Origin of the sequence: Flavobacterium silvaticum (assembly GCF_012911565.1) — a bacterium.
Classification (GTDB): domain Bacteria; phylum Bacteroidota; class Bacteroidia; order Flavobacteriales; family Flavobacteriaceae; genus Flavobacterium; species Flavobacterium silvaticum.
On sequence record NZ_JAAMPU010000108.1, the window covers coordinates 338,769 to 359,602 of the forward strand.

Here is a 20,834-nt window from a genome sequence, read left to right on the forward strand (position 1 = left end):
TAATTTTTAAAATCTGTTGCTGAAACTTTAGTAGTTCATTCAGATTAGACAATGTAGTTTATTCTCTTATCCACACAGCCGATACATTGCGCCCGTTCAGAGCCCGGCTTTTTATCAGGGCTGCTTCTGTTTCCTGCAATTCCGCTGGAAGATCGCTTTTAAGGTCTCCAAAAAAAGCATAAGACCGCTGAGATGCCAACCTGTATTGTTCAAGCATCGTCTTTACATTCTGCATCGATATGCCTTTGCCGATGGAAAACGGAAGATTTTCAACATGGATATCGGTTACGCTCCAAATTTCCTCAGAAGTCATGCGACGTTTTATCACCTTCTGACGTATCAGATCATCATTCACCCTGTCTATATAACTTTTCTTTCCGAATAACGGACGTAAAATTTTCTTTACCGTATTTAAGATACTTGCAGATTCATTTGAATCCTGTCTGTTGAGTCCGGATAATATCCGTGTTCGTTCGATATATTCCGGATCATTGAAATAATCTCCATTCGGATCCTGGAGATGAATGAGAATTCCGCCTGCTTTTTGCAAATCAGATACTTTGCTGAAAAAACTGTTGAGATCCGGAATGTGGTGCAATACAGATGAAATGATGATGATATCAAAAACACCTTCGACACCATCTATGGAATCATTGATACATTCCACTTTTTTACCCCAACTCCGCGATTTCAACTCGGCCTGGGCAAGCATGTTTTGAGAAGTGTCGAGCAGGGTAACATCTGAAACTGTATTTCCAAGCTTGGTCCTAAGCAATAATTGGGAACTAAGGCCGGTTCCGCATCCAACATCGAGCATTTTTAGGTTGTCACCTGTATTTGTGGCACCCATGGCATCTGAAGACAACAAATCAATCTGCTCAAAAAGGCTTTCCCACATTCCCGCGTGAAGCGTATCATAAGATTCTGCTTCAATATTGTGAAATGTCACATTTACCGCGTGATGGAATTCCTCTGGTGAAAACGAACTTTGTGTTTTTGCAATCAGAGGCAGGATCGAATCAAGATTCATGTATTGGAATTTTTGCAATGATACAATTTTACCTGATTCACACTAGTCGCGTTAAACCAGATCGCTCAAACATTTTTTCAATTGACATCACGGAATTGTTTCTGATGATCCACAATCCATAACGCCTCATTTTTAAGACAGTCAACAAAAAGCCTGGCACTATTCCCCAATCCGAAACCTTCGCTTACAGGATTTACATTATGGGATTCTATTACCTGCAATGATGCGGCTATTTCTTCGGCACCATATCCGCAGTTTATAATATCTGCATTCAGAGCCCTGTTCTGCTGACGCGTTCCGATATTTATGACCGGAATTCCATAATATGGTGCCTCGCGTATTCCGGCACTGCTGTTCCCGATCACAAAAGAGGCATTCCTGAGTAATGTCAGGAAATATTCAAACCGCAGCGATGGAAAAACCCTGAAGCGCGAACCGGTCAGTTTTTTATAGGCGTCGAGAATGTATCGGCTACCGAGGTCGTTATTGGGATAGATAACTACGTAGTTACGATTGTCTTCCAAAAGCGCATCGACAAAATCAGTGGCATATTGCTCCATCTCCGTCGATTCCGTAGTGACAGGATGAAACATGACTATCCCATATGTATCAAACGGGATTTCGTAATAGTTGAAGACCTCCTCAAGTTCCGGCAATGAATCAGAGAACATGATATCAATATCTGGCGAGCCGGTAATAAAGACTGAAGATTCCAGTTCGCCCATCTGGATCAGGCGCTTGTGTGCCTCATCATTTGCCACGAAATGTACATGGCTCAGCTTGCTTACCGAATGCCGGATCAGTTCATCCACCGTTCCGGACAATTCGCCCCCTTCAATATGCGCTACAAGAATATTATTGAGCGAACCCACGATGGCGCCGGCAAGGGTTTCAACCCGGTCGCCGTGGACTACGATCATATCAGGTTCACTTTGTTTTACATAAGCCGACAATCCTTCGATGGTTCTGGCCAAAGTAAGATCCATGGTAGTTTCATGCGTATGGTTTTCAAAGGTATGGACATGGCGGAAATTGCAGCGTTCGATCTCCAATACCGTGTATCCGTATTCTTTTTGCAGGTGCATTCCGGTTACAAAAACAAATACCTCAAATCCGGGTTCGTTTTCCAGAACGGTAATGAGGGATTTTATCTTGCCAAAATCAGCGCGTGTCCCGGTGAGGAAAAGTACTTTACGCATGCTTATTCGTCAGTTGAAATCTGAAAAATCAAGTTGTTCGTCCTGTGAAATGTCGCGGGTCGCCTGTTTTCCAAGCAAGGAATCGAAATGTTCCGCCAGGATTTTTCCGGTTCCGGGACGCTTTACCCAAATGTTTTCCTTGGTAAGCGTCTCTCCTTTTGCAATGGGTTTGATGCTGCAAACGGTAGCAAAAGCAAAATCTATGGTGACCTGTTCTTCTTTTGCAGGCTCTTTTGTCCCGCCGCGCATCTGCCAGATTTCTTCTGATGAAACGATCAGTTCGCGGCAAGCCTGTTCGTCCATGCTGCAGATAATATCCGGACCGGTGCGGGCCATGTGATCGGTGAAATGCCGTTCAAGTATCGATGCTCCAAGGGCGACGGCTCCAAGACAGGCGTTGTTATTCAGCGTATGGTCAGAAAGACCGAAAACTTTATCTGGAAATGCTTCGTGAAGTTGCGTCATGGCTCCAAAACGAACCAAATGGATTGGCGTCGGATACAGATTCGTCGTATGCAATAAGGCTACGGGAACATTGTGTTTATCGAAAATGGCCACCGCTTTTGCAACACTTTCTATCGTGTTCATTCCGGTACTGAGGATAATCGGTTTCCCGAATGATGCCAGATGTTCGAGCAACGGATAATTGTTGCATTCGCCCGATCCGATCTTGTAAGCCGGGACATCGAACTTTTTTAAACGTTCGGCAGCGGCCCTTGAGAAAGGTGTCGAAATAAAGATCATGCCTTTGCTTTCGACGTAATTTTTGAGTTGGAGTTCTTCGTCTTCGTCTAACGCACACCGTTCCATGATTTCATAGATCGAGACATCGGCATTGCCGGGGATTACTTTTTTGGCGACGGAGCTCATCTCGTCGGCCACAATGTGGGTCTGGTGTTTTACCACTTCGGCCCCTGCCCTGTGTGCGGCATCGACCATTTCAAAAGCGGTCTGTAGCGAACCTTCGTGGTTGATGCCTATTTCGGCTATGACAAGTGGCGGAAAATCTGGACCGATCTTTCTGCCGGAAATTTCAATAAATGGATTCATGCTGTTAGTGTTGGTGCTTTTTTAAAAGATATGCCGCGTAGTCCAAATCATCAGCTGTATCAATATCTACAGTCCCGAAAATATGATCGACTACATATGGGAACGCATCGCCGGAAATGACTTTGGATTCGCGTATGACCTCAGCCCGGCTAATATACAATAAACCGTTTTCATAAAACAGAGGTTCGAGATCCTGGCTGCGTTGGCCCGGCTCATAATTGAATGGCAGAAAACGCTCACCTTCTATTTTGCCGAGTTTGTGATGGTGCCGACTCACGGTAAAAAGACCCGGATGGTTTCCTTCTGAAAAAATCCGAAAACAATCTGAAAAAAGTGCCTTTGGTCGCAACGGATTCGTCGGTTGCAACAACACCACATCCACGTCGGCCAGACCCGTATGCTCCAAAACATGCTGAAGCGCAGTAACTGTCGGTTCGTGATCTCCGGAAATTTCGTGTGGACGTATAATGACTTCTGCTCCATACCGACTCGAAGTAGCGGCAATGTCGGGATCATCTGTAGAAACAAAAACAGCTTCAATTTCAGGTTGGGCCAATGCATACAGAATGCTGTGGGCAATAAGCGGGATTTCACCAAGTAAAAGCAAATTCTTTCCCGGAAGTCTTTTGGATCCGCCGCGGGCAGGTATGATAGCTATTGTTTTCATATGTCATCACCGTTGGGGTTCCAATATACTTTTGTTCCGGGAATTTGCTGAAATTCTTTGTATTGCGACCGTGAAAAAGCACTGCGTTCGCGAATCAGGAAGGGTGTTTTGGCTATTAGATCTGCGGTTGCCTGAAACAACAATCGTATGGGAACAATGGTTCTTTCACGAAAAGCCAATTTAATTTTTGCCGTGATTGAAGAAGCCATTTTTCTGGCAATTTTTTCAGGCGGAAGGAATAAATAAAACAAGTACCAGCCCGAAGCCAGCGAACGTCTCATTCGTATTTTATACGAACTGTCTTTTTGCCGCCCTTTCATATCGACCCGATGATGTACTAGTATTGATGGTACATAATGTACCTCCAGCCTTTTCAGGAATAAATGTTGGGCTGCGAATTCCTCTTCTCCGTAAAAACCAAACCATTCGGGATAATCTGGAATTGCCTTCCAGGCAGTCATTTTCCATACGTGGCCGCAACCTACAAAACCACGGACGCGCTGCGGCTCTGACAAATCAGTTTCATTTTTTGGCAAATCGAGCCCCCAGAAAATCCGAAATGCAATCAGTCCGCATTCAGGATGCGTTTCAAACCAGGCTGAGATGGTTCCCAATGCGTCGGCCGAAAGGAAATTGGCATCGTCATCGAGTGAAATGGCATAGTCTGCATTGGAAGCATTAAGCATTTGGTTTCGGCAAAAAAGATACCCTTTGCTGATTTCGTTTCGCAATACGGTTACTTCCGGATATTGAGTTTTAATCATATGCGAAGTCCCGTCAGCTGATCCATCGTCATAAACAGTGCAGGAAATGTTTTCTTTGTCGAGAAATGCCGATAGTGACTTCAATGTGATTTCTAAATCACGGCACCGGTTTTTGGTGGAAATCAGGATGGCAAACCTTGGAGCTGTATTTTTTGTCGGCGTCAGGGTCTTCAGATTCTGCGAAAGTGTATCCATATGCAACTTATTTTATGGAAAAAGCGTCATGGTACTTTTTAGGCAATTTTGCCCAAGTCAGGAATGAATTGAATATGAATTCATTTTTGAACATCCTGTATCTGAATTTGTTCTTTAAGAAAAGTGAGACTTTTGAAACTTTTTTGAACGTCGGAAACCCATATTCCATTACGGGCATTTCCTGTTCAGGTTGTTTAAAATCTTTCAGCCAGTCCTCAACTTTATTGCCCATGTGGAACGCGTAATTATGCAGGGTATTTAGCCGCCAGTATCCATATTCCAACAATTTATGGTCGAGATATCTTTCGCTGATACCTCCAAGTTTAAAGGGAATGAAGGATTGGACTTCCTTAAAAATATCCCTTTTGTACGTTGAAACAAAATGTCCGGTCCCAATGAGTACTTTCAAATCATCTGACCACTCAAGCCCAAGTGACAATTTTGTGCAAATTTCCGGATAATCTCTTTTCCAACCTACACTGTCATAAAATTTCATCATGGATTCGGAATCTGGCACCTCGACGAATTTCAATTTACCATTAAAAAGATTATCGCATATTACAGGTCCGGTGGCGTAATTGAATTGACGCATTTGGGGAACAATGCCAACAATGCCCGCCTTGGGTATGTTTGCAAATATTTTTATGGTTTCCTGCTGCCATCCTGAAACAAAAAGAGTATCGGCATCACAAATGGTCACTAGTTCCATGTTATGCCCGACAATTCCCTTGAATATAGCATTTAGTTTTCCAATGTTTGAAGTATGTATGACTTCATGGATATGGCCTTCTTTGAATTCGGCATCGAGAAATTCGCACAACTCCCTGCAACTTCCATTATCTACAATAGTAATATATGTTCTTTCGTGTGATGTAGAAAGGACTGAAGACAGACATAACCTAAAAATCTCGAATGCCTCTTCAAAATATCCGTCAAAATTCGGAATATAGACTGGAATGATTACCTGATGCAGAAAATCTGTCGGGTTATGGGGAACGTCTTTGTGCGGATTTAAACCGATTCGCATAGTTTGCTGTTTAATTCTATCGCTTGTCCGGTACGTCTTGATTGTTTAGTCCATCCTGGAATTTACGTATCTGTTCCAGGTTTGCGAAGCCTGTTTTCTGGTCGGGTTCGAGATAATTCCCTTCGGCCCACTCGTTCCAAGCTTTGATGAAAATAATCTGCTCATCAGGTTTATAATCCTTGATTCTGCGATAACAATTCTGCAGATTCCTGTAAAAATGTTCCGGAGATGCTTCAACGATGACCTGACCTTTATGCCCGCTTCGTGGCGTATGATCCCAATTCGGCACGCAACTCGGAAAAAATTTGATGTCTTTGGGAACATCGGAATAATCACTTGCATCAACAAGCTGCGAATGCCTGTATAAATCCCTCAGATGAAAGGATCTGTACTTATATTGAAGCCATTTGTACGGCGTTAATTTCCTGACGATTTTTTCTTTTAATGTACTCTTTATGCGAAGGAATAAGTGACTGGGGCTTGGTGGAGTCAATGCATCAAACCCGTTTTCGGAATAGGGATAACCAAAATGCTGGTAAGCGATAAAGTAGATTCCATCCAGACCATTTGCCTTGGCCAGCTTCTGCCAATGATCTGTAAATAACTTTGGGTCTGGTAAGCCGGCAGGATTGTAAACAGTGAATATGGGCTTATTGTCTATTCGCAGATAGCGCTTATCCAGGAAAGCCGGCAGCAATTCATTAAAATGCGCGGTATAATCATCTATACCAGGATATTCCTGATCTATAAGCAATCTTTTAAACAGGTCGCCATAGGCAAGTCCTCCCCATTTTACATTTGCCCAGGCCAGGCAGAATCCAAAGTCCGGATTTCCGCTTTCGAGCACTTCCTGAAACGGTTTTTCAAGTAGTCTTTTGCCATTTCCGAACCAATAATGCCAATAACAGAATCCTTCAATTCCGTAAGATTTGGCAAGCCGGGCCTGTTCCTCCCTGACCTCAGGAATACGCAGATCGTAATAGCCCAAATCTGCAGGAAGTTTTGGCTGGTCATGCTTTTTAAAAAGCGGTTTAGCCTTTCCCACATTGGTCCATTCCGTGAATCCCTTTCCCCACCACTCATCGTTTTCAGGAACAGGGTGGAATTGTGGCAAATAATAAGCTATGATGCGGGCCCGGTTCATTTATGAATCAATCTTTTAATAAAAATAAAAGGGCTGAGCAAGGAATTTCCTAACCTGAAACTTGTAGAATTGCGGACATAGTCTACGCTTTCCTTTTGCATCTTGTTTATAATTACTTCTCCGTCAAACAAAAAAAGAGGGATTTTTGGCAGCGGGTTATCGCTGGCAACTACAATATTGTATAAAGGGAGCAATTCCTTTTTTCCTATGGCATCAAAATCCCCTGTAAAGACCTGTGTCGACAAAAATTCCTGTGTCGCAGCAATTATCGAGCTCCCATTGAAACCGCGTTGCAGATAAATATCGGCATGTGGAAAATATTGACGCGACAAGGCCTCGAATTCTTCCAGGTACAATTCTTTGATATGAAAAGGGTTGTTCCGTTTTGGAATGTCTGTATAGTATTTTTTGTCAGGTGAAGACATGATTAATAAGCCGCCGGGCTTGAGCACCCGCCTGATTTCGCGAAACATTTCTTCATGTTGGTCGTGATGTTCGATTGTTTCAAAACTTACCAAAACATCTACACTCTGATCATCAATAGGCATGGCTGCAGCACTGCCGGTGCGGTATTCCAGATTGTTCCTACGGTATTTCTTCGATGCCTGGGCAACCGCCTGGGCGTCGATATCCACGCCAATTACCGTGGCAGCCTTAGTGGCAAGAATAGCTGAACCGTAACCTTCACCGGAAGCGATGTCAACGACTGTTTTACCTTCGGAAAGCATCAATGCCATGGCGTATCGGTGCAAATGGTCGACGGCCGTGTCCGCATAAATAAACGTTTCAAGACGTTCTCCGGTCCACTGATTTTTTTTACCCATCCTATTCTTTATATATTAGTCCATTTTAAATGAGAACGCACCAAACCAGGTAATTTACCCGAATAGCTTCCGCGCCCGTCTTCACTTTGTAATTCGTCTACCACAGAGAAACCCAGAATATCCATCTTATGGAAAATTACCTCAAACGGCTTGTATTTCATTATTGCAAAACTCAATTCGTAGCCTCCTTCTGCCAGGAGATTGGCAGGAATTTCCACTGAAGTACGATAGACACCTTTCTTTGAAGGAATTTCCAAAGATTCGGAATTACTGTGATGAGAACTCAGAATGTGGACGCCCTGATCGTTAAATACATTCAGCCCATGTGTGTAGCGTTCTCCGTCTTTGAGTACCTCATACGTAAATTCCGCCCGTACGGGTTCGGTTACATCAAAAAAACCGGTAACCTGACCGGCTGGGCCAATCATGCGAACATCGCGCAATTTAAAGAATTCAGATCCGGGAGCTTTTGAGAGATCATCCCACGAATCTGCGGATTTATTCCCTACAGCGACTTTTAGATATGTTTCGACTACTTCCTCTACATTTCCGGTTTGCAAAATTTTTCCGTTAGAGATAAGGATACCCTTGGTACATAATCGACTCACAGCAGACATATTATGACTTACAAAAAGTACGGTCCTGCCCTCTCCTTTGCTTATTTCGCCCATTTTACCAAGGCACTTTTTCTGGAATTCCGCATCGCCTACTGCCAAAACCTCATCCACAATTAGAATCTCGCTATCCAGATGGGCCGCAACAGCAAATGCAAGTCTTACGTACATTCCGCTGCTGTATCGTTTAACAGGGGTATCGATGTATCTTTCCACCCCTGAAAAATCGATAATCTCATCTAACTTTGCCCGGATTTCTTTTTTTCGCATCCCCAGGATAGCTCCGTTTAGAAAGATATTTTCCCTTCCGGTAAGTTCCGGATGAAAGCCAGTACCCACTTCAAGCAGGCTGGCAATGCGTCCTTTAACTTTTATATTTCCTTCGGTCGGTCCGGTTACGCGGGAAAGGACTTTCAATAAGGTGCTTTTCCCGGCTCCGTTTTTCCCGATGATACCTACCGCATCGCCCTGCTGTATCTCGAAGTTTATGTCGCGCAATGACCACACGATATCGCTTGATCCTTTTACAGACCTGTCATTAGCCTCTCCTATTTTATAAAATGTATCTTCTTTGCCCAGTACCTTCGTACGAACAAAACGTTCGATATCTCTTGAAATCGTACCGGTTCCAATCTGGCCAATCTGATAAGCCTTTGAAAGATTTTCTACTTTAATTACAGTTTCTTTCATTAGATGGTATCGACGAAGTTTTTTTCGGTTCTATTGAAAACGATAATGCTGAAAAACAACAAAACCAAGCTTATCACCGTAGAATACATAAGTCCCGGAATCGTGAACGATCCTTCCCCAAGAAATGCGTAGCGGAACGTTTCAATAATTCCGGTCATTGGGTTCAGTTCGATGATCCACGCATAAGCCGGGTATTTTTCTTTGGCTTCGCTAAGCGGATAAATCACCGTTGTGGCATACATAAGCAACTGGACGCCAAAGGTGACCAAAAAGGCAAGATCTCTGTATTTTGTTGTAAGTGCAGTAATTAGCAATCCGCAGCTTAATCCTAAAACAGCCATAAGCAGAACCAGAAATGGAAACAATGCCAAAGCTGCCGAAATATGTAAATGAACTCCCTGAACAGCATAGTAACCCATCATTCCGATAAGCAATATCAGCTGGACCCCAAAACGGGCCAGATTACTCACTACAATGCTCAAGGGCATGATGAGCCTCGGAAAATAAACCTTCCCAAAAATATTCGCATTGTCCCTGAAAACCGTACTGGTCTTGGTGAGGCAATCTGCAAAATAATTCCAGGCGGTAATTCCGCAGAGGTAGAACAGTGGTTTTGGGAGACCGTCAGTTGGTATATTGGCCAGGTTTCCAAACACAAATGTGTAAACCAGCATGGTAAAAACAGGCTGGATAAAGAACCACAGCGGACCGAGGACGGTTTGCTTGTAGAAACTGACAAAGTCTCTTCGGACAAAAAGAACCAGCAAATCGCGGTAATTCCACACATCTGCAAATTTCAGGTCGAAGAGGGATGTGCGTCCGGTTATAACAAGATCCCAGTTTTGCTCCCCGTTTTTGGTCATGTAATGTGCTTTTGTGACTTTGTCGGCAAATATAAATGATTTAAGGTATTTTAACCTGAGAATTTAAAGTCTTTTGCTGCAGTTTTACCCACACTTTTACCGCTTTGGGCAAGTTAAGATTTCCATATTGTAAATTGTTGTCATCTGGATTTGAATACACAGGAAATATGATAATTTTGCCGAAAAAATAAAAGGTGTTCGGAATATTCAAATCACGTCCAAAACTTTCATCCTTAATTGCAGAAGGCCAGGTAGACATTCACTCCCATTTGCTTTACGGACTTGACGATGGCGCAAAAACACCTGAAGACACTCTGGCACTGGCCGCCAAATTCCTCGAAAACGGCTATACACACTGTATCGCGACACCTCATATCATGAATACGATTTGGGAAAATACGGCTCAAGGCATATTGGACCGACTTGAAGACACGAGAAAATTATTTGCCGACAACAACATAACACTCAAAGTCAAAGCAGCGGCAGAATATTTAATGGATACCGGATTTCTTGATCTGGCAAAGAAAAAGGAACTACTGACTTTAAAGGACAACCTGGTATTGGTCGAGATGTCTTATATCAATCCGCCGATAAATCTGTACGAAATACTGTTCGAATTGCAACTTGCCGGATATGTACCCGTACTTGCCCATCCGGAACGCTACGGTTTTTTAAACAACACCATGCCTGAATATGAAAAATTAAAAAATGCCGGGTGTTTTTTCCAGGTAAATATTTTATCGACTATGGGTTATTACGGAAGTTCCGCAATGCGCACAGCCGATTTACTACTCGGGAACGGATTCATAGATTTTGCCGGTTCCGATTTACACCATTTGAATCACGCACAGGCACTTGATTCCCGGATTCTTATAAAAAACAGCGACGCACTTTCCCAAAGCCTGGAGAATACGCGTCAGTTCCTGTTTTAAGCTTTTTTCTCAAAAATCTGCTTCCACCAAGGCTTTGCCACCACTTCCGTGGCACCATAGCCATATCCGTAGTCGCCATATCCATAACCGCCGTAACCATGGGTCTTGCCTTTTACGGTATCATTGAGGACCACAGCCATATTAGGCAATTTGTGTTCTTCATAGAATGTCTGGGCAAGCTGCAGCAATCGTTTTTCGAAGTAATTGGCGCGGATGACGAATATCGAAACATCGGCGTGTTTGGCAATAAGCAATGTATCTGTAACCAATGATACCGGAGCCGTATCGACTATGAGGTAATCGAACTGTTCTTTGAGCAAAGAAAAAGCAGCGTCTACTTTATCGTTCATCAATAACTCAACCGGGTTTGGCGGAATGACACCGGAAGGAAGCACATAAAGATTATCATATTCCGGAACCTTATTGATGTAATCAGAAATAGAACCGCCTTCCTGTGATATGAAATTCGTAAAACCTGCAGGCGGAACCTTGATGTAATTCTGGATTTTAGGATTGCGGACGTCAAGTCCCATAAGCAATACTCTTTTTCCACCCATGGCAATGGTCACGGCAAGATTTACAGCAATGGAAGTTTTACCTTCTTTTGGCAACGTAGAAGTCACCAGCAAGGTCTTGGCTTTACCGTTACCGCCTTTGCCGGCAAGCATGAATTCAAGATTGGTACGAACGATACGAATAGCTTCCGCTGCTCCGGAACGCTCTGAATTGTTGATGATATTTTCCGGATTGGCCAGCCTTGGGATATTTCCGAGAAAAGGAATATCGGTAACTGCTTCGACATCCTGTCTGCGACGCACCTTGGTATCGAGCATCTGGATCAGGTAAATGATGCCTAACGGAACCACGAGCCCAATTCCAAAAGCAATCAGGTAAATCATATTGCTTTTAGGGGAAATTGGCGATTCCGATGCCTTTGCCAGATCGATCACTTTTGCGTTCGGCGGCGTGACTTTTAGGGAAATGGCAATCTCTTCGCGCTTTTGCAACAGGTACAAATACAGCGATTCCTTGATGTTGCGCTGACGGTCTATGATGCGGAATTCACGCTCCTGTGTAGGTATCTCGGAAATTTTCCCCGTCATGAGACTGTTCTGGTACTGAAGGTCGCGCTGGCGGATTTCCAGGACACCTATCTGGGTTTCAAGACTTTCGATGATGTTGGTACGCATCTCGGCAATCTTCTTCTCCAGATTGATTATCGTACTGTTTTTTTCTGTCCCGGCCTTGGCCAGTTTGATCTTATCGATCACAGATTTGTTGTATTCCCCAAGAAGCGTCGAAGCCATATTCTCAATAGGAATCACGTTGATTGGAGCCAGGTCGTCTTTCCCGATTTTTTTCATGTAATCGAGCATCGACTTGGTCACGCTTATTTGAGTCCCGACATCTATCAATGCCTTTTCGTAAAGCACGGCATTTTGCATATACATGCCGGCCTGCGAGGTGATATCTGTGACCCTGTTGGATTTTTTGTAGGATTCGGCATCTTTTTCCACATCGCCAAGCTGCTTGGAAATCAAGTCGATTCGCTGCTCGATGAACTCTTCGGTCTTTTGGGCTACGAGGTTTTTATCTGCAATGGCATCCTCATTATAGATCTGGATCAATGCATCTAGCAAATCTTCTGCTTTTTCACGCACAGGATCTGCAAGGGTAATTTCGATGACAGATGAATTACGGACTTTTGAAACCACATCAAGGCCGTTTTTATATTTCGCGACAACATTCGTCAGCTTTGAAAAAACAATCCGAACCGAATAATCACTGACAAAATAACCTTTGTTTGGATTCTTTTGTATCGCAATTTTACAATGCTTCATCCCAATCAACTGACCATAACGGAACTTTCCGAGTGAAGTACCTCCGGCGTTGAATAATTCGTACGTATTCGCATCTATTCCATTCACAGATACGGCACTTGAGCGCTCGTAGAAAAGACCGTCAGTATCGTAAGCCGTGCATATCACAGGGCTCGTATTGTACATTTCCGTAACGCGGACGCGCCCTTGCGTGTAGTAGGATATATTTAGGTTCAGCCTCCGTATTGCATTTTCGACAATGGTACGCGAGGTCATGATTTGGGTTTCGTTGTCTACGTTGCTTTTTACGCCCTTGCCCAACCCCAAATCCTCGAATGCCGACAATTCCGAATCCAATCCGCCTTTGCGCTCATCTTTGACCAGAATAGTCGTAGACGCACTGAATAATGGCGTTGTATAACGCAAATACATGATTGCCGCCAACATGCAAACCAAAATGCTGAACACAATCCATTTCCAGTGGAAAAGGTATTTCATTACTTCTTCCTTGATATTGAAACCTCCATCAAATGCTTTGGCTTTGGGAATTTCGGAAGTGGAAACTGGTGACTTGTGATCCTCCATATTCGGGGGCTTAGCGTGTTATTAGAAGAAAAATCGTAATGGCAAGTGAAGTCAACGATATAAACGTACCGATATCGGCACCTATCACGGATGAATTTACCTTTGTCCGGTTAGGCTCAACGTAAACCACGTCGTTCTGGGCAAGGTAATAAAATGGGGAATTCAGGAAATCGGACTTGGTAATGTCTATGCGATTGTATGTCTTTTTCCCTTCTACTTCACGTATGATGAGTATGTTGTGCCTGCGTCCGTATATCGTAAGGTCGCCAACTGCAGAAAGTGCGTCGAGTAACGTAATCCGTTCGCCCCTGCTTTCTACGACTCCCGGGGATTTGACCTCTCCAAGAACGGAAATTTTATAATTGAGGATACGCATGGTGACGATCGGATCTGTGATATATTCCGATATTTTCTTGACCATCAACGCATTTGCCTCGCTTTTCGTAAGTCCGCCAAGCTTTATTTTCCCGAGAACCGGAAAGTCGATATATCCGGAATTATCGATCAGGTAAGACCTTAATCCACCCGACTGATTCGGCGAAGAATCAGATCCGCTGGAAGATGAAGAGCTCGAGACTCCGGATGAACCTGCGGAACCAGCTCCTGATCCGGATGGCCCCATATTAAATGGAGCGGCCACTTCCGGACTGATCGAAGTAACCAATATACCCAAAATATCGTCAGGCTGTAAGACGGCTTCATATCGCTTTGAAGCTTCATAGCTGGCGTTGCCTTCAATATCTTGTACGTAAACAATTTTTTTAGGGGAAGCACAGGAACCCAGTAAGAAAGTAACGGCAGCTATTGCCACGCACTTCTGAAACGAAATGGACATAGTCAATTTATTGGTCTGCAAATATACTGTTTCTGGCCAGACATCGGCACATTTTATATTAATCCATGATTATTTGTCCAGTGTCTCGAAAATGGAATTCATACTCTTGAACTCAGGAACGAGTTTTTTCATATGGGTAACTATTTCCTCACTGGTCCAGTTACATGAATTCGTTCCGAGCTCATCAACAGATGTATGTATGGACTCGAAATCATCCCAAATATCAACCGCAATCATTATCTTTTCATTATGTGTCGGTAAATTTTTGGAGCTGTTGTTAAGCAATTCCTCATATAGTTTTTCACCTGGCCTTAGTCCGATTACTTTGATTTCGATTTCTTTTCCGGGCGTATAACCTGCAAGTCGTATCATCTTGTTGGCCAAATCGAGAATCTTGACCGGCTTGCCCATATCGAATATAAAAATCTCGCCTCCGTTACCCATTGCGCCTGCCTCAAGAACCAACTGGCAAGCCTCCGGAATGGTCATGAAGTAACGTATGATGTCCGGATGTGTTATGGTTATGGGACCGCCTTCTTCTATCTGACGCGTGAATAACGGAACTATGGATCCGTTGGAACCCAACACATTCCCGAATCTCGTGGTAATGAATTTGGTCACACCACGCTTGGCATTCTGCGGACTGAAATGCAACGCCTGTACATACTTTTCGGCAATGCGTTTGCTCGCGCCCATTACGCTGCTCGGGTTCACGGCCTTATCTGTAGAAACCATCACGAACCTTTCGACACGGAATTTAGTCGCGGCATCAGCCAGGTTTTTAGTCCCCGAAACATTGGTGTGTATGGCCTGGATAGGATTTTCTTCCATGAGCGGCACGTGCTTGTAGGCAGCGGCATGATAAACTACGTCAGGCCTGTATTGGTCGAAGATTTTTTCAATGAAATCACGGTTTCGGATATCGGCAAGAACATTCACTATTTCAATGCCGCTGGTCTTCATTTCGGCAATTTCAAGGCTCAGCGTGTGCAGCGGCGTCTCTGCCTGATCGAGTAAAATCATACGCTTCGGGCTGAAATTAAGCACCTGACGCGTAATCTCGCTTCCGATTGAACCTGCAGCACCGGTAATAAGTATCGTCTTGTCGTTAAGCTGATTGGATATGGTATTCATATCGAGCTCGATTGGCTTGCGCTCCAAAAGATCCTCAATCTCAAAACGCTTTACCTTATTGGAAATCTGCTGATCGTCTTCCCAGTCTGTTATAAGCGGCACCGTATACACCTTGAAATTGTATTCGAGGCATTCTTCTACCAATGCGATCGTTTCGGCCTTGGTCATGCTCTTTTCTGCAATGATCAACGCATCGGCTTTCATAGCCCTGAGAATGACATGTATGCTTTTGGTCTGATTGAGAATCGGCAAATTCAATATCCGCTTATAATTGCTTGTCTGGTTGAATTTATCGATGAAGCCCATTACATGGAATCGTTTAGGGCTTTCTGTGTTGAGTGCGTTGGCGACTGATATGGCATTGGCATCGGCACCATAAATCACGGCGCCAATGAGCTTCTTCCTGTCTTCGATATTCATGTACTTTTCAAAAACGTACTTCACCATGATCCGGAAAAGGAAAAGCAAAAGGAACGAGATGACATAGCTGATGAAAAGCCCTGTACTCAGGTAAAGTTTATATCCGAAGTAAAAACTCCACGCATAATTGAGAAGCAACAACACTACGAATGACGAAAATGTCGAAACGAGCAACTTGACCCCGTCTATAAAAGTGGAGTGCCTGATGATACCCGAATAGGTACGGTAAAACACAAAGAAAATCGCATTGACGGCAATGATGGTTGCATACCTGACCGGAAGGTTGAGTATGTGGTAATTGGGCTGAAGCTCAATCAGGTTTGATACAATGGTATAAGTTATTGCGTTGGCAATGCTTACAATGAATACGTCAATAAGAAATATGATCCATCTGGGAAGATATCCTAAGTTGCGAAAACGCTTTCCAAGCATCTCGCTAAAAATTCCATTAAACAGGCCTGGCATCATAAAAATTTAAACGGGGCTATAAAATTAAGATGATTTTAACAAAAACGGCGCGATTCTGTGTTAAAAAATGCAATCAATACTGAATATAATTAAGAAGATTGGTTTTAAGCCTGTCTTTATCCTCATTGGTAAGGTTCGATCCGGATGGAAGACACAGCCCGTTTTCAAACAATTTTTCAGAAACTCCGGTAGTGTAATTACGGCAATTTTCAAAAACAGGCTGTAAATGCATCGGTTTCCAAAGCGGACGACATTCTATGTTATCTGCCTCCAGCGCCAGTCGCATTCCTTCGCGGTTTTTTCCGCTTGACGGATCAATCGTGATGCAACTGAGCCAATGGTTCGATTCAAAACGGTCATCCGCTTCTGCAAATACCTTTATAAAATCGAACGGCTTGAACAATTCCTTGTAAAACGCATTCATTTCGCGACGATTGGCCACATGCTTATCAAGTACTTCCATCTGTCCGCGACCTATCCCAGCACAAATATTGCTCAACCTGTAATTATAGCCAATTTCACTGTGTTGGTAATGCGGGGCAGCATCGCGCGCCTGGGTTGCGAGGAACACGGCTTTGTCCTTGACCGATTTATCTTTAGAAACCAAAGCTCCGCCACCTGATGTGGTGATAATCTTATTTCCGTTGAAAGACAAAATCCCGATATCGCCAAACGTTCCGCAAGGCTGCCCGTTGAACGAACTTCCGAGTGCTTCGGCACTGTCTTCTATCAATGTAATTTCATACGAATCTGCAATTTTCCGGATACTGTCAGCCTGGAAAGGCATTCCGTATAAATGCACCGCAACAATCGCTTTGGGTTTTTTGCCTGTTTTTATTTCAGCTTTTATCGCCTCTTCCAACGTATCGGGACACATATTCCAGGTTGTTTCCTCGCTGTCCACAAAAACAGGTTCAGCTCCAAGATATACAATTGGGTTTGCTGATGCCGAGAACGTAAAACTCTGGCAGATTACACTATCGCCTGCCTTTACGCCTGCCAGAATTAAGGCCAGATGCAGCGCCGACGTCCCTGAACTCAATGCCGCCACATGATGTGTTCCGCCTAAATAATTTTCAAGATCTGATTCAAATCCGGTGACGTTCGGGCCCAATGGTGCGACCCAGTTGGTATCGAATGCCTCGTTGACGAATTTTTGTTCGCTTCCGCCCATGTGTGGGGATGAAAGCCAGATTTTTGGATTACTCATGTGAATTGTATTTTATGATTCTGCCTGGATTTCCCACAACGACAGCATGATCCGGAACATCTGAAATGATTACCGAACCCGCGCCAATCGTGGCCCATTTGCCTATTTTGACATTCGGGATAACCGATACGTTCGTACCTATATGTGTCCCTTGTCCTATTGAAACATTTCCGGCAAGGACAGCTCCGGGTGAAATATGTGCAAAGTCGCCAATGGTATTGTCATGTTCGAGGATCGCGCCCGTATTGATGATGCAATGTTTGCCGATCACCGAATCCGGGTTGATGATGACACCGGCCATTACAGCCGTTCCTTCGCCAATGGTCACGTGTTTGGAAATGATTGCCGACGGATGGATCGCGGTAGAAAAGTCGCAGCCCAGAACTTCCGCTATATTTTTTCGTGTTTTGTTATTGCCTATCGAAATCAGAACCGGGCAGTTTTCATCCGGAATCTTATGGATCACCGGAACGCCCAATACTTCAGAAATCGATGCATTGTCATCAATGACAGCCTGTATCTGAATATTGTTTGCCTCAAAAATATCGAGTATGACCTTGCCGTGTCCGCCGGCTCCGTATAGACAGGTTTTAGTTTGCTCCATTGAAAGGTTCGATTGTACTGTGGTCCGCAGCGTTTATTCCTTCGCTTACGATTACTTTTTTTATGGTCTTCAACACAATTTTGCAATCGGTGGTAAAACTCACGTGGTTTACATACCATACGTCATAGGCGAATTTCTGGTCCCACGAAATTGCATTGCGTCCGTTTACCTGCGCCCACCCTGTAATTCCGGGCCTTACTTCATGGCGCCGGTTCTGGAAATCATTGTATAAATGGACGTAATGCGTGAGTAACGGACGCGGCCCTATCAGGCTCATATCGCCTCTAAGCACATTGAAAAGCTGGGGCAATTCGTCGAGTGACGTTTTTCTGATAAAAGCGCCTATTGACGTCAGTCGTTCGGAATCCGGCAATAAATTCCCGTCGGCATCACGTCTGTCGTTCATCGTCTTAAACTTGACGATTTTGAAAATCTTTGTATTTTTTCCGGGACGAGGCTGAATGAAAAACGGCTTGCCATCATTTGCAAACCAAAGAAAAACAGTGATGATGATAAGCACGGGCAGCAAAACCAGCAATACGATAAGTGAAGCCACAAAATCGATGAGCCGTTTGAAAAATGCAGTGTATAGGTTAGTCGAGACTGCCATATTCGTCAAGAACAGCCTGCCAGAGCAACTGCTGTTCAAAGCGCGAAGTTATTGATAAGCGCGCTTGTTTTTGCAGCGAAAGGTATAAATTTTCATCGGTTGACACGCGATGCATGGCTTGTTCCAATGTCAAGATATCTTTAACCTTGATGATAAGGCCGTTTTCGCCTTCGCGGATGATTTCATTGCAGCCGTTTATATCAGATACAATGCACGGTAAATCCATGGACGCAGCCTGCATCACGACATTCGGGAAACCTTCGCGGTAACTCGGGAAAGCCAGTGCGTTTGAAATGGCTAAATACGGACGCACATCTGGCTGGAAACCTGTCGAAATAATCTTGTTGTTTGTATTGATTATCTGCAACGTATCAGCAGACAATGGATCGAGTTCGGTTTCATAATCGCCGACAAGCAGTAATTTGAGCCTAGGATTTTGTGTCGAAAGATTTGAAAAAGCGGCAACCAATTCATTCAGGCCTTTATCTGCAACCAATCTTCCGACGAATACAAAAGTGAAATCATCGGCTGAAATCCCAAGTCCTGATTTTAGTGAATCGATTTGTTCCCGGCTGAAATTTTCACGACTGAAATGTGTCGTGTCGATTCCGTTAGAACTGCCGTTTCCTAAAACTTTGAGCTTGCTTTTATCACAGAATTTATTTTCGAGGATGATGTTATACAGCCCGAACGAATTCGGATACACCTTTGTCGCAAAACCATACGTCGCCTTTTCGACCACATTCAGGATTTTGCGTTTCGTTCCCGTCGCTTCCAATAATGGCAAGCCCGCAACCGTATGCAATCTGTTTGGAACGCCTGCCAGTTTAGCTGCCAACATGGCGACGATTCCGGCTTTTGGCGTGTGCGAATGGACAATCTGCGGCTTGATTTTACGGAAATAGTTGTACAAATTCCAAACGGAAACCAGATCTTTCAACGGCGTGATCTGTCGTGTCATTTCAACGCAATGTACTTCGACACCTTCGCGTTTCCCGACCCGTTTGAGATATTCCGGTTCAGAGGAAATACCAATGACCTTATAGAACCGGCGCATGAATTTGAGCTGGCCGTGCAGTAATTTGTCAAGCGATAGCGGAACGGTCGTGATACGGACAAGTATTTTATCAGCCATTGAGGTCGATCATGTTTTTAGACGAAAAGCCATAGTTCTCATTCAGCATTTTGAAATGATTGAGGATTCTTTCCAGATCAACCAGATTCTCCTTGGTGAAATACCCGAAATTATGCGGATGCCACCACAAATGATAATTTCCGCGTGTTTTGGCCGCGTGCGTCATCTCTGAAAAAATGCGTTTGAGGCGCAGTTCACGAATGACTTTTTCCTTTTCGGCATACGGTCGTAAAAAACGGCTGGCTTTGTGCAACTGAACGCCTTTTTCCATTTTCATGTCATGGAAAACGGTGCTCCCGCTTATCGGCATCAACGTGTCAACAGCTCTTGCAAGCGGAATGAATCTCGAAGTGCTTTTCCAGAACCACAAATCCGGATTCGTGCGAACCACTTTGATTCCGTTTTGGGCCGCGACTTCGAGATATTCGGGATTAAACTGATTTCTCGGAAAAACCAGCGATCGCAATGTGGTATTGAAATTTTCTCTGGAAATAGCCTGTGCCGCCTTCAGGTCAAGATCAAACTGGGTTACATTCTGCCCGTTTTCAAGACAATAATAATGGGCGAAAGTGTGTGTTCCGAGTTCCTGTCCTTCTGTTTCCAGAATCTTTTCGATAAGTGATGACGCAAAATGATACGGGTCATCTGATTCATCGTTCCCTGCTTCACCTGAATCGATCAACCGGTAATACGACAATTCCTGATTTAGATATGACGGACGCTCTTTAGGTAAAAATTGAAGCAACTGTTCTTTATTCTTCGCGAACAGAAAACCAACGGTCGCCCAGGTAGCGCGGATATGGTATTGGGAAAATAACGAGAGGACTTTTGGAATACTTAAGCGGGTGGCATCAAAATACGGTTTGCGCTGGCTCAGGTCCCATTCCTCAGGAGCACCCCAATGCAGTTCAAAGTCGAGTGAAATAATGAAGTTTCCGTTGGGCATTCTTTTTATTTGACGCAAATGTAGTCAATCGATACCGCAGGATTATCTGTTGCTGTTTATTAATTCGC

At 44.0% G+C, this 20,834-nt stretch carries 19 protein-coding genes; 1 reads left to right on the plus strand and 18 read right to left on the minus strand.

Features of this window, described 5'->3' with window-relative positions; genetic code table 11:
* Positions 1 to 58: 58 nt before the first annotated feature.
* From G6047_RS15690 to G6047_RS15735, 10 genes are all read right to left on the minus strand, one after another.
* Positions 59 to 1,030 carry a class I SAM-dependent DNA methyltransferase gene (locus tag G6047_RS15690; protein WP_169528569.1) on the minus strand — a complete coding sequence of 324 codons (972 nt, stop codon included), beginning with the start codon at positions 1,028 to 1,030 and terminating at the stop codon, positions 59 to 61.
* Positions 1,031 to 1,107: 77 nt separating this feature from the next.
* Positions 1,108 to 2,229, minus strand: a complete 1,122-nt coding sequence (neuC, locus tag G6047_RS15695) for a UDP-N-acetylglucosamine 2-epimerase (protein WP_169528570.1) — start codon at positions 2,227 to 2,229, stop codon at positions 1,108 to 1,110.
* 9 nt (positions 2,230 to 2,238) lie between these two features.
* Entirely contained in the window at positions 2,239 to 3,279 is a 1,041-nt protein-coding gene (locus tag G6047_RS15700; protein WP_169528571.1) for an N-acetylneuraminate synthase family protein, read from the minus strand.
* Between the two features lie 4 nt (positions 3,280 to 3,283).
* Positions 3,284 to 3,946, minus strand: a complete 663-nt coding sequence (locus G6047_RS15705) for an acylneuraminate cytidylyltransferase family protein (RefSeq protein ID WP_169528572.1) — start codon at positions 3,944 to 3,946, stop codon at positions 3,284 to 3,286.
* Positions 3,943 to 4,905 (minus strand): glycosyltransferase family 2 protein, encoded by a 963-nt coding sequence (locus tag G6047_RS15710; RefSeq protein WP_169528573.1) that lies wholly within the window; start codon positions 4,903 to 4,905, stop codon positions 3,943 to 3,945. The genes G6047_RS15705 and G6047_RS15710 overlap by 4 nt, the downstream gene beginning before the upstream one ends.
* Before the next feature lie 7 nt (positions 4,906 to 4,912).
* Entirely contained in the window at positions 4,913 to 5,932 is a 1,020-nt protein-coding gene (locus tag G6047_RS15715) for a glycosyltransferase family A protein (protein ID WP_169528574.1), read from the minus strand.
* Between the two features lie 16 nt (positions 5,933 to 5,948).
* Positions 5,949 to 7,076, minus strand: coding sequence for a glycosyltransferase WbsX family protein (locus G6047_RS15720; RefSeq protein WP_169528575.1), 1,128 nt, complete (start codon positions 7,074 to 7,076; stop codon positions 5,949 to 5,951).
* Positions 7,073 to 7,900: a class I SAM-dependent methyltransferase gene (locus G6047_RS15725; protein WP_169528576.1), complete on the minus strand. Its 828-nt coding sequence runs from the start codon at positions 7,898 to 7,900 to the stop codon at positions 7,073 to 7,075. The genes G6047_RS15720 and G6047_RS15725 overlap by 4 nt, the downstream gene beginning before the upstream one ends.
* An 8-nt stretch (positions 7,901 to 7,908) precedes the next feature.
* Positions 7,909 to 9,204, minus strand: coding sequence for an ABC transporter ATP-binding protein (locus G6047_RS15730; RefSeq protein ID WP_169528577.1), 1,296 nt, complete (start codon positions 9,202 to 9,204; stop codon positions 7,909 to 7,911).
* The gene (locus G6047_RS15735; RefSeq protein ID WP_169528578.1) at positions 9,204 to 10,067 is read right to left on the minus strand and encodes an ABC transporter permease; all 864 of its coding nucleotides are present in this window, start codon (positions 10,065 to 10,067) and stop codon (positions 9,204 to 9,206) included. The genes G6047_RS15730 and G6047_RS15735 overlap by 1 nt, the downstream gene beginning before the upstream one ends.
* Positions 10,068 to 10,261: 194 nt before the next feature.
* Between G6047_RS15735 and G6047_RS15740 the strand changes: the two genes are divergently transcribed.
* Entirely contained in the window at positions 10,262 to 10,999 is a 738-nt protein-coding gene (locus G6047_RS15740) for a tyrosine-protein phosphatase (protein WP_169528579.1), read from the plus strand.
* Here the strand turns inward: G6047_RS15740 and G6047_RS15745 are convergent.
* From G6047_RS15745 to G6047_RS15780, 8 genes are all read right to left on the minus strand, one after another.
* On the minus strand, positions 10,996 to 13,404 hold the full coding sequence (locus tag G6047_RS15745) for a GumC family protein (RefSeq protein ID WP_169528580.1): 2,409 nt from the start codon (positions 13,402 to 13,404) through the stop codon (positions 10,996 to 10,998). The genes G6047_RS15740 and G6047_RS15745 overlap by 4 nt on opposite strands.
* 10 nt (positions 13,405 to 13,414) lie before the next feature.
* Positions 13,415 to 14,239 carry a polysaccharide biosynthesis/export family protein gene (locus G6047_RS15750; protein WP_169528581.1) on the minus strand — a complete coding sequence of 275 codons (825 nt, stop codon included), beginning with the start codon at positions 14,237 to 14,239 and terminating at the stop codon, positions 13,415 to 13,417.
* Positions 14,240 to 14,308: 69 nt separating this feature from the next.
* A complete protein-coding gene (locus G6047_RS15755) occupies positions 14,309 to 16,261 on the minus strand; it encodes a polysaccharide biosynthesis protein (protein ID WP_169528582.1) in 1,953 nt (650 codons plus the stop codon).
* Positions 16,262 to 16,334: 73 nt separating this feature from the next.
* Complete coding sequence (locus G6047_RS15760) at positions 16,335 to 17,471, minus strand: DegT/DnrJ/EryC1/StrS family aminotransferase (RefSeq protein ID WP_169528583.1); 1,137 nt, start codon at positions 17,469 to 17,471, stop codon at positions 16,335 to 16,337.
* A complete protein-coding gene (locus G6047_RS15765; RefSeq protein WP_169528584.1) occupies positions 17,464 to 18,075 on the minus strand; it encodes an acetyltransferase in 612 nt (203 codons plus the stop codon). The genes G6047_RS15760 and G6047_RS15765 overlap by 8 nt, the downstream gene beginning before the upstream one ends.
* On the minus strand, positions 18,062 to 18,685 hold the full coding sequence (locus tag G6047_RS15770) for a sugar transferase (RefSeq protein WP_169528585.1): 624 nt from the start codon (positions 18,683 to 18,685) through the stop codon (positions 18,062 to 18,064). Before G6047_RS15770 ends, G6047_RS15765 begins: the two co-directional genes overlap by 14 nt.
* A complete protein-coding gene (locus tag G6047_RS15775; protein WP_169528586.1) occupies positions 18,669 to 19,820 on the minus strand; it encodes a glycosyltransferase family 4 protein in 1,152 nt (383 codons plus the stop codon). Before G6047_RS15775 ends, G6047_RS15770 begins: the two co-directional genes overlap by 17 nt.
* Positions 19,813 to 20,766, minus strand: a complete 954-nt coding sequence (locus G6047_RS15780; protein WP_169528587.1) for a polysaccharide deacetylase family protein — start codon at positions 20,764 to 20,766, stop codon at positions 19,813 to 19,815. Before G6047_RS15780 ends, G6047_RS15775 begins: the two co-directional genes overlap by 8 nt.
* Positions 20,767 to 20,834: the final 68 nt, after the last annotated feature.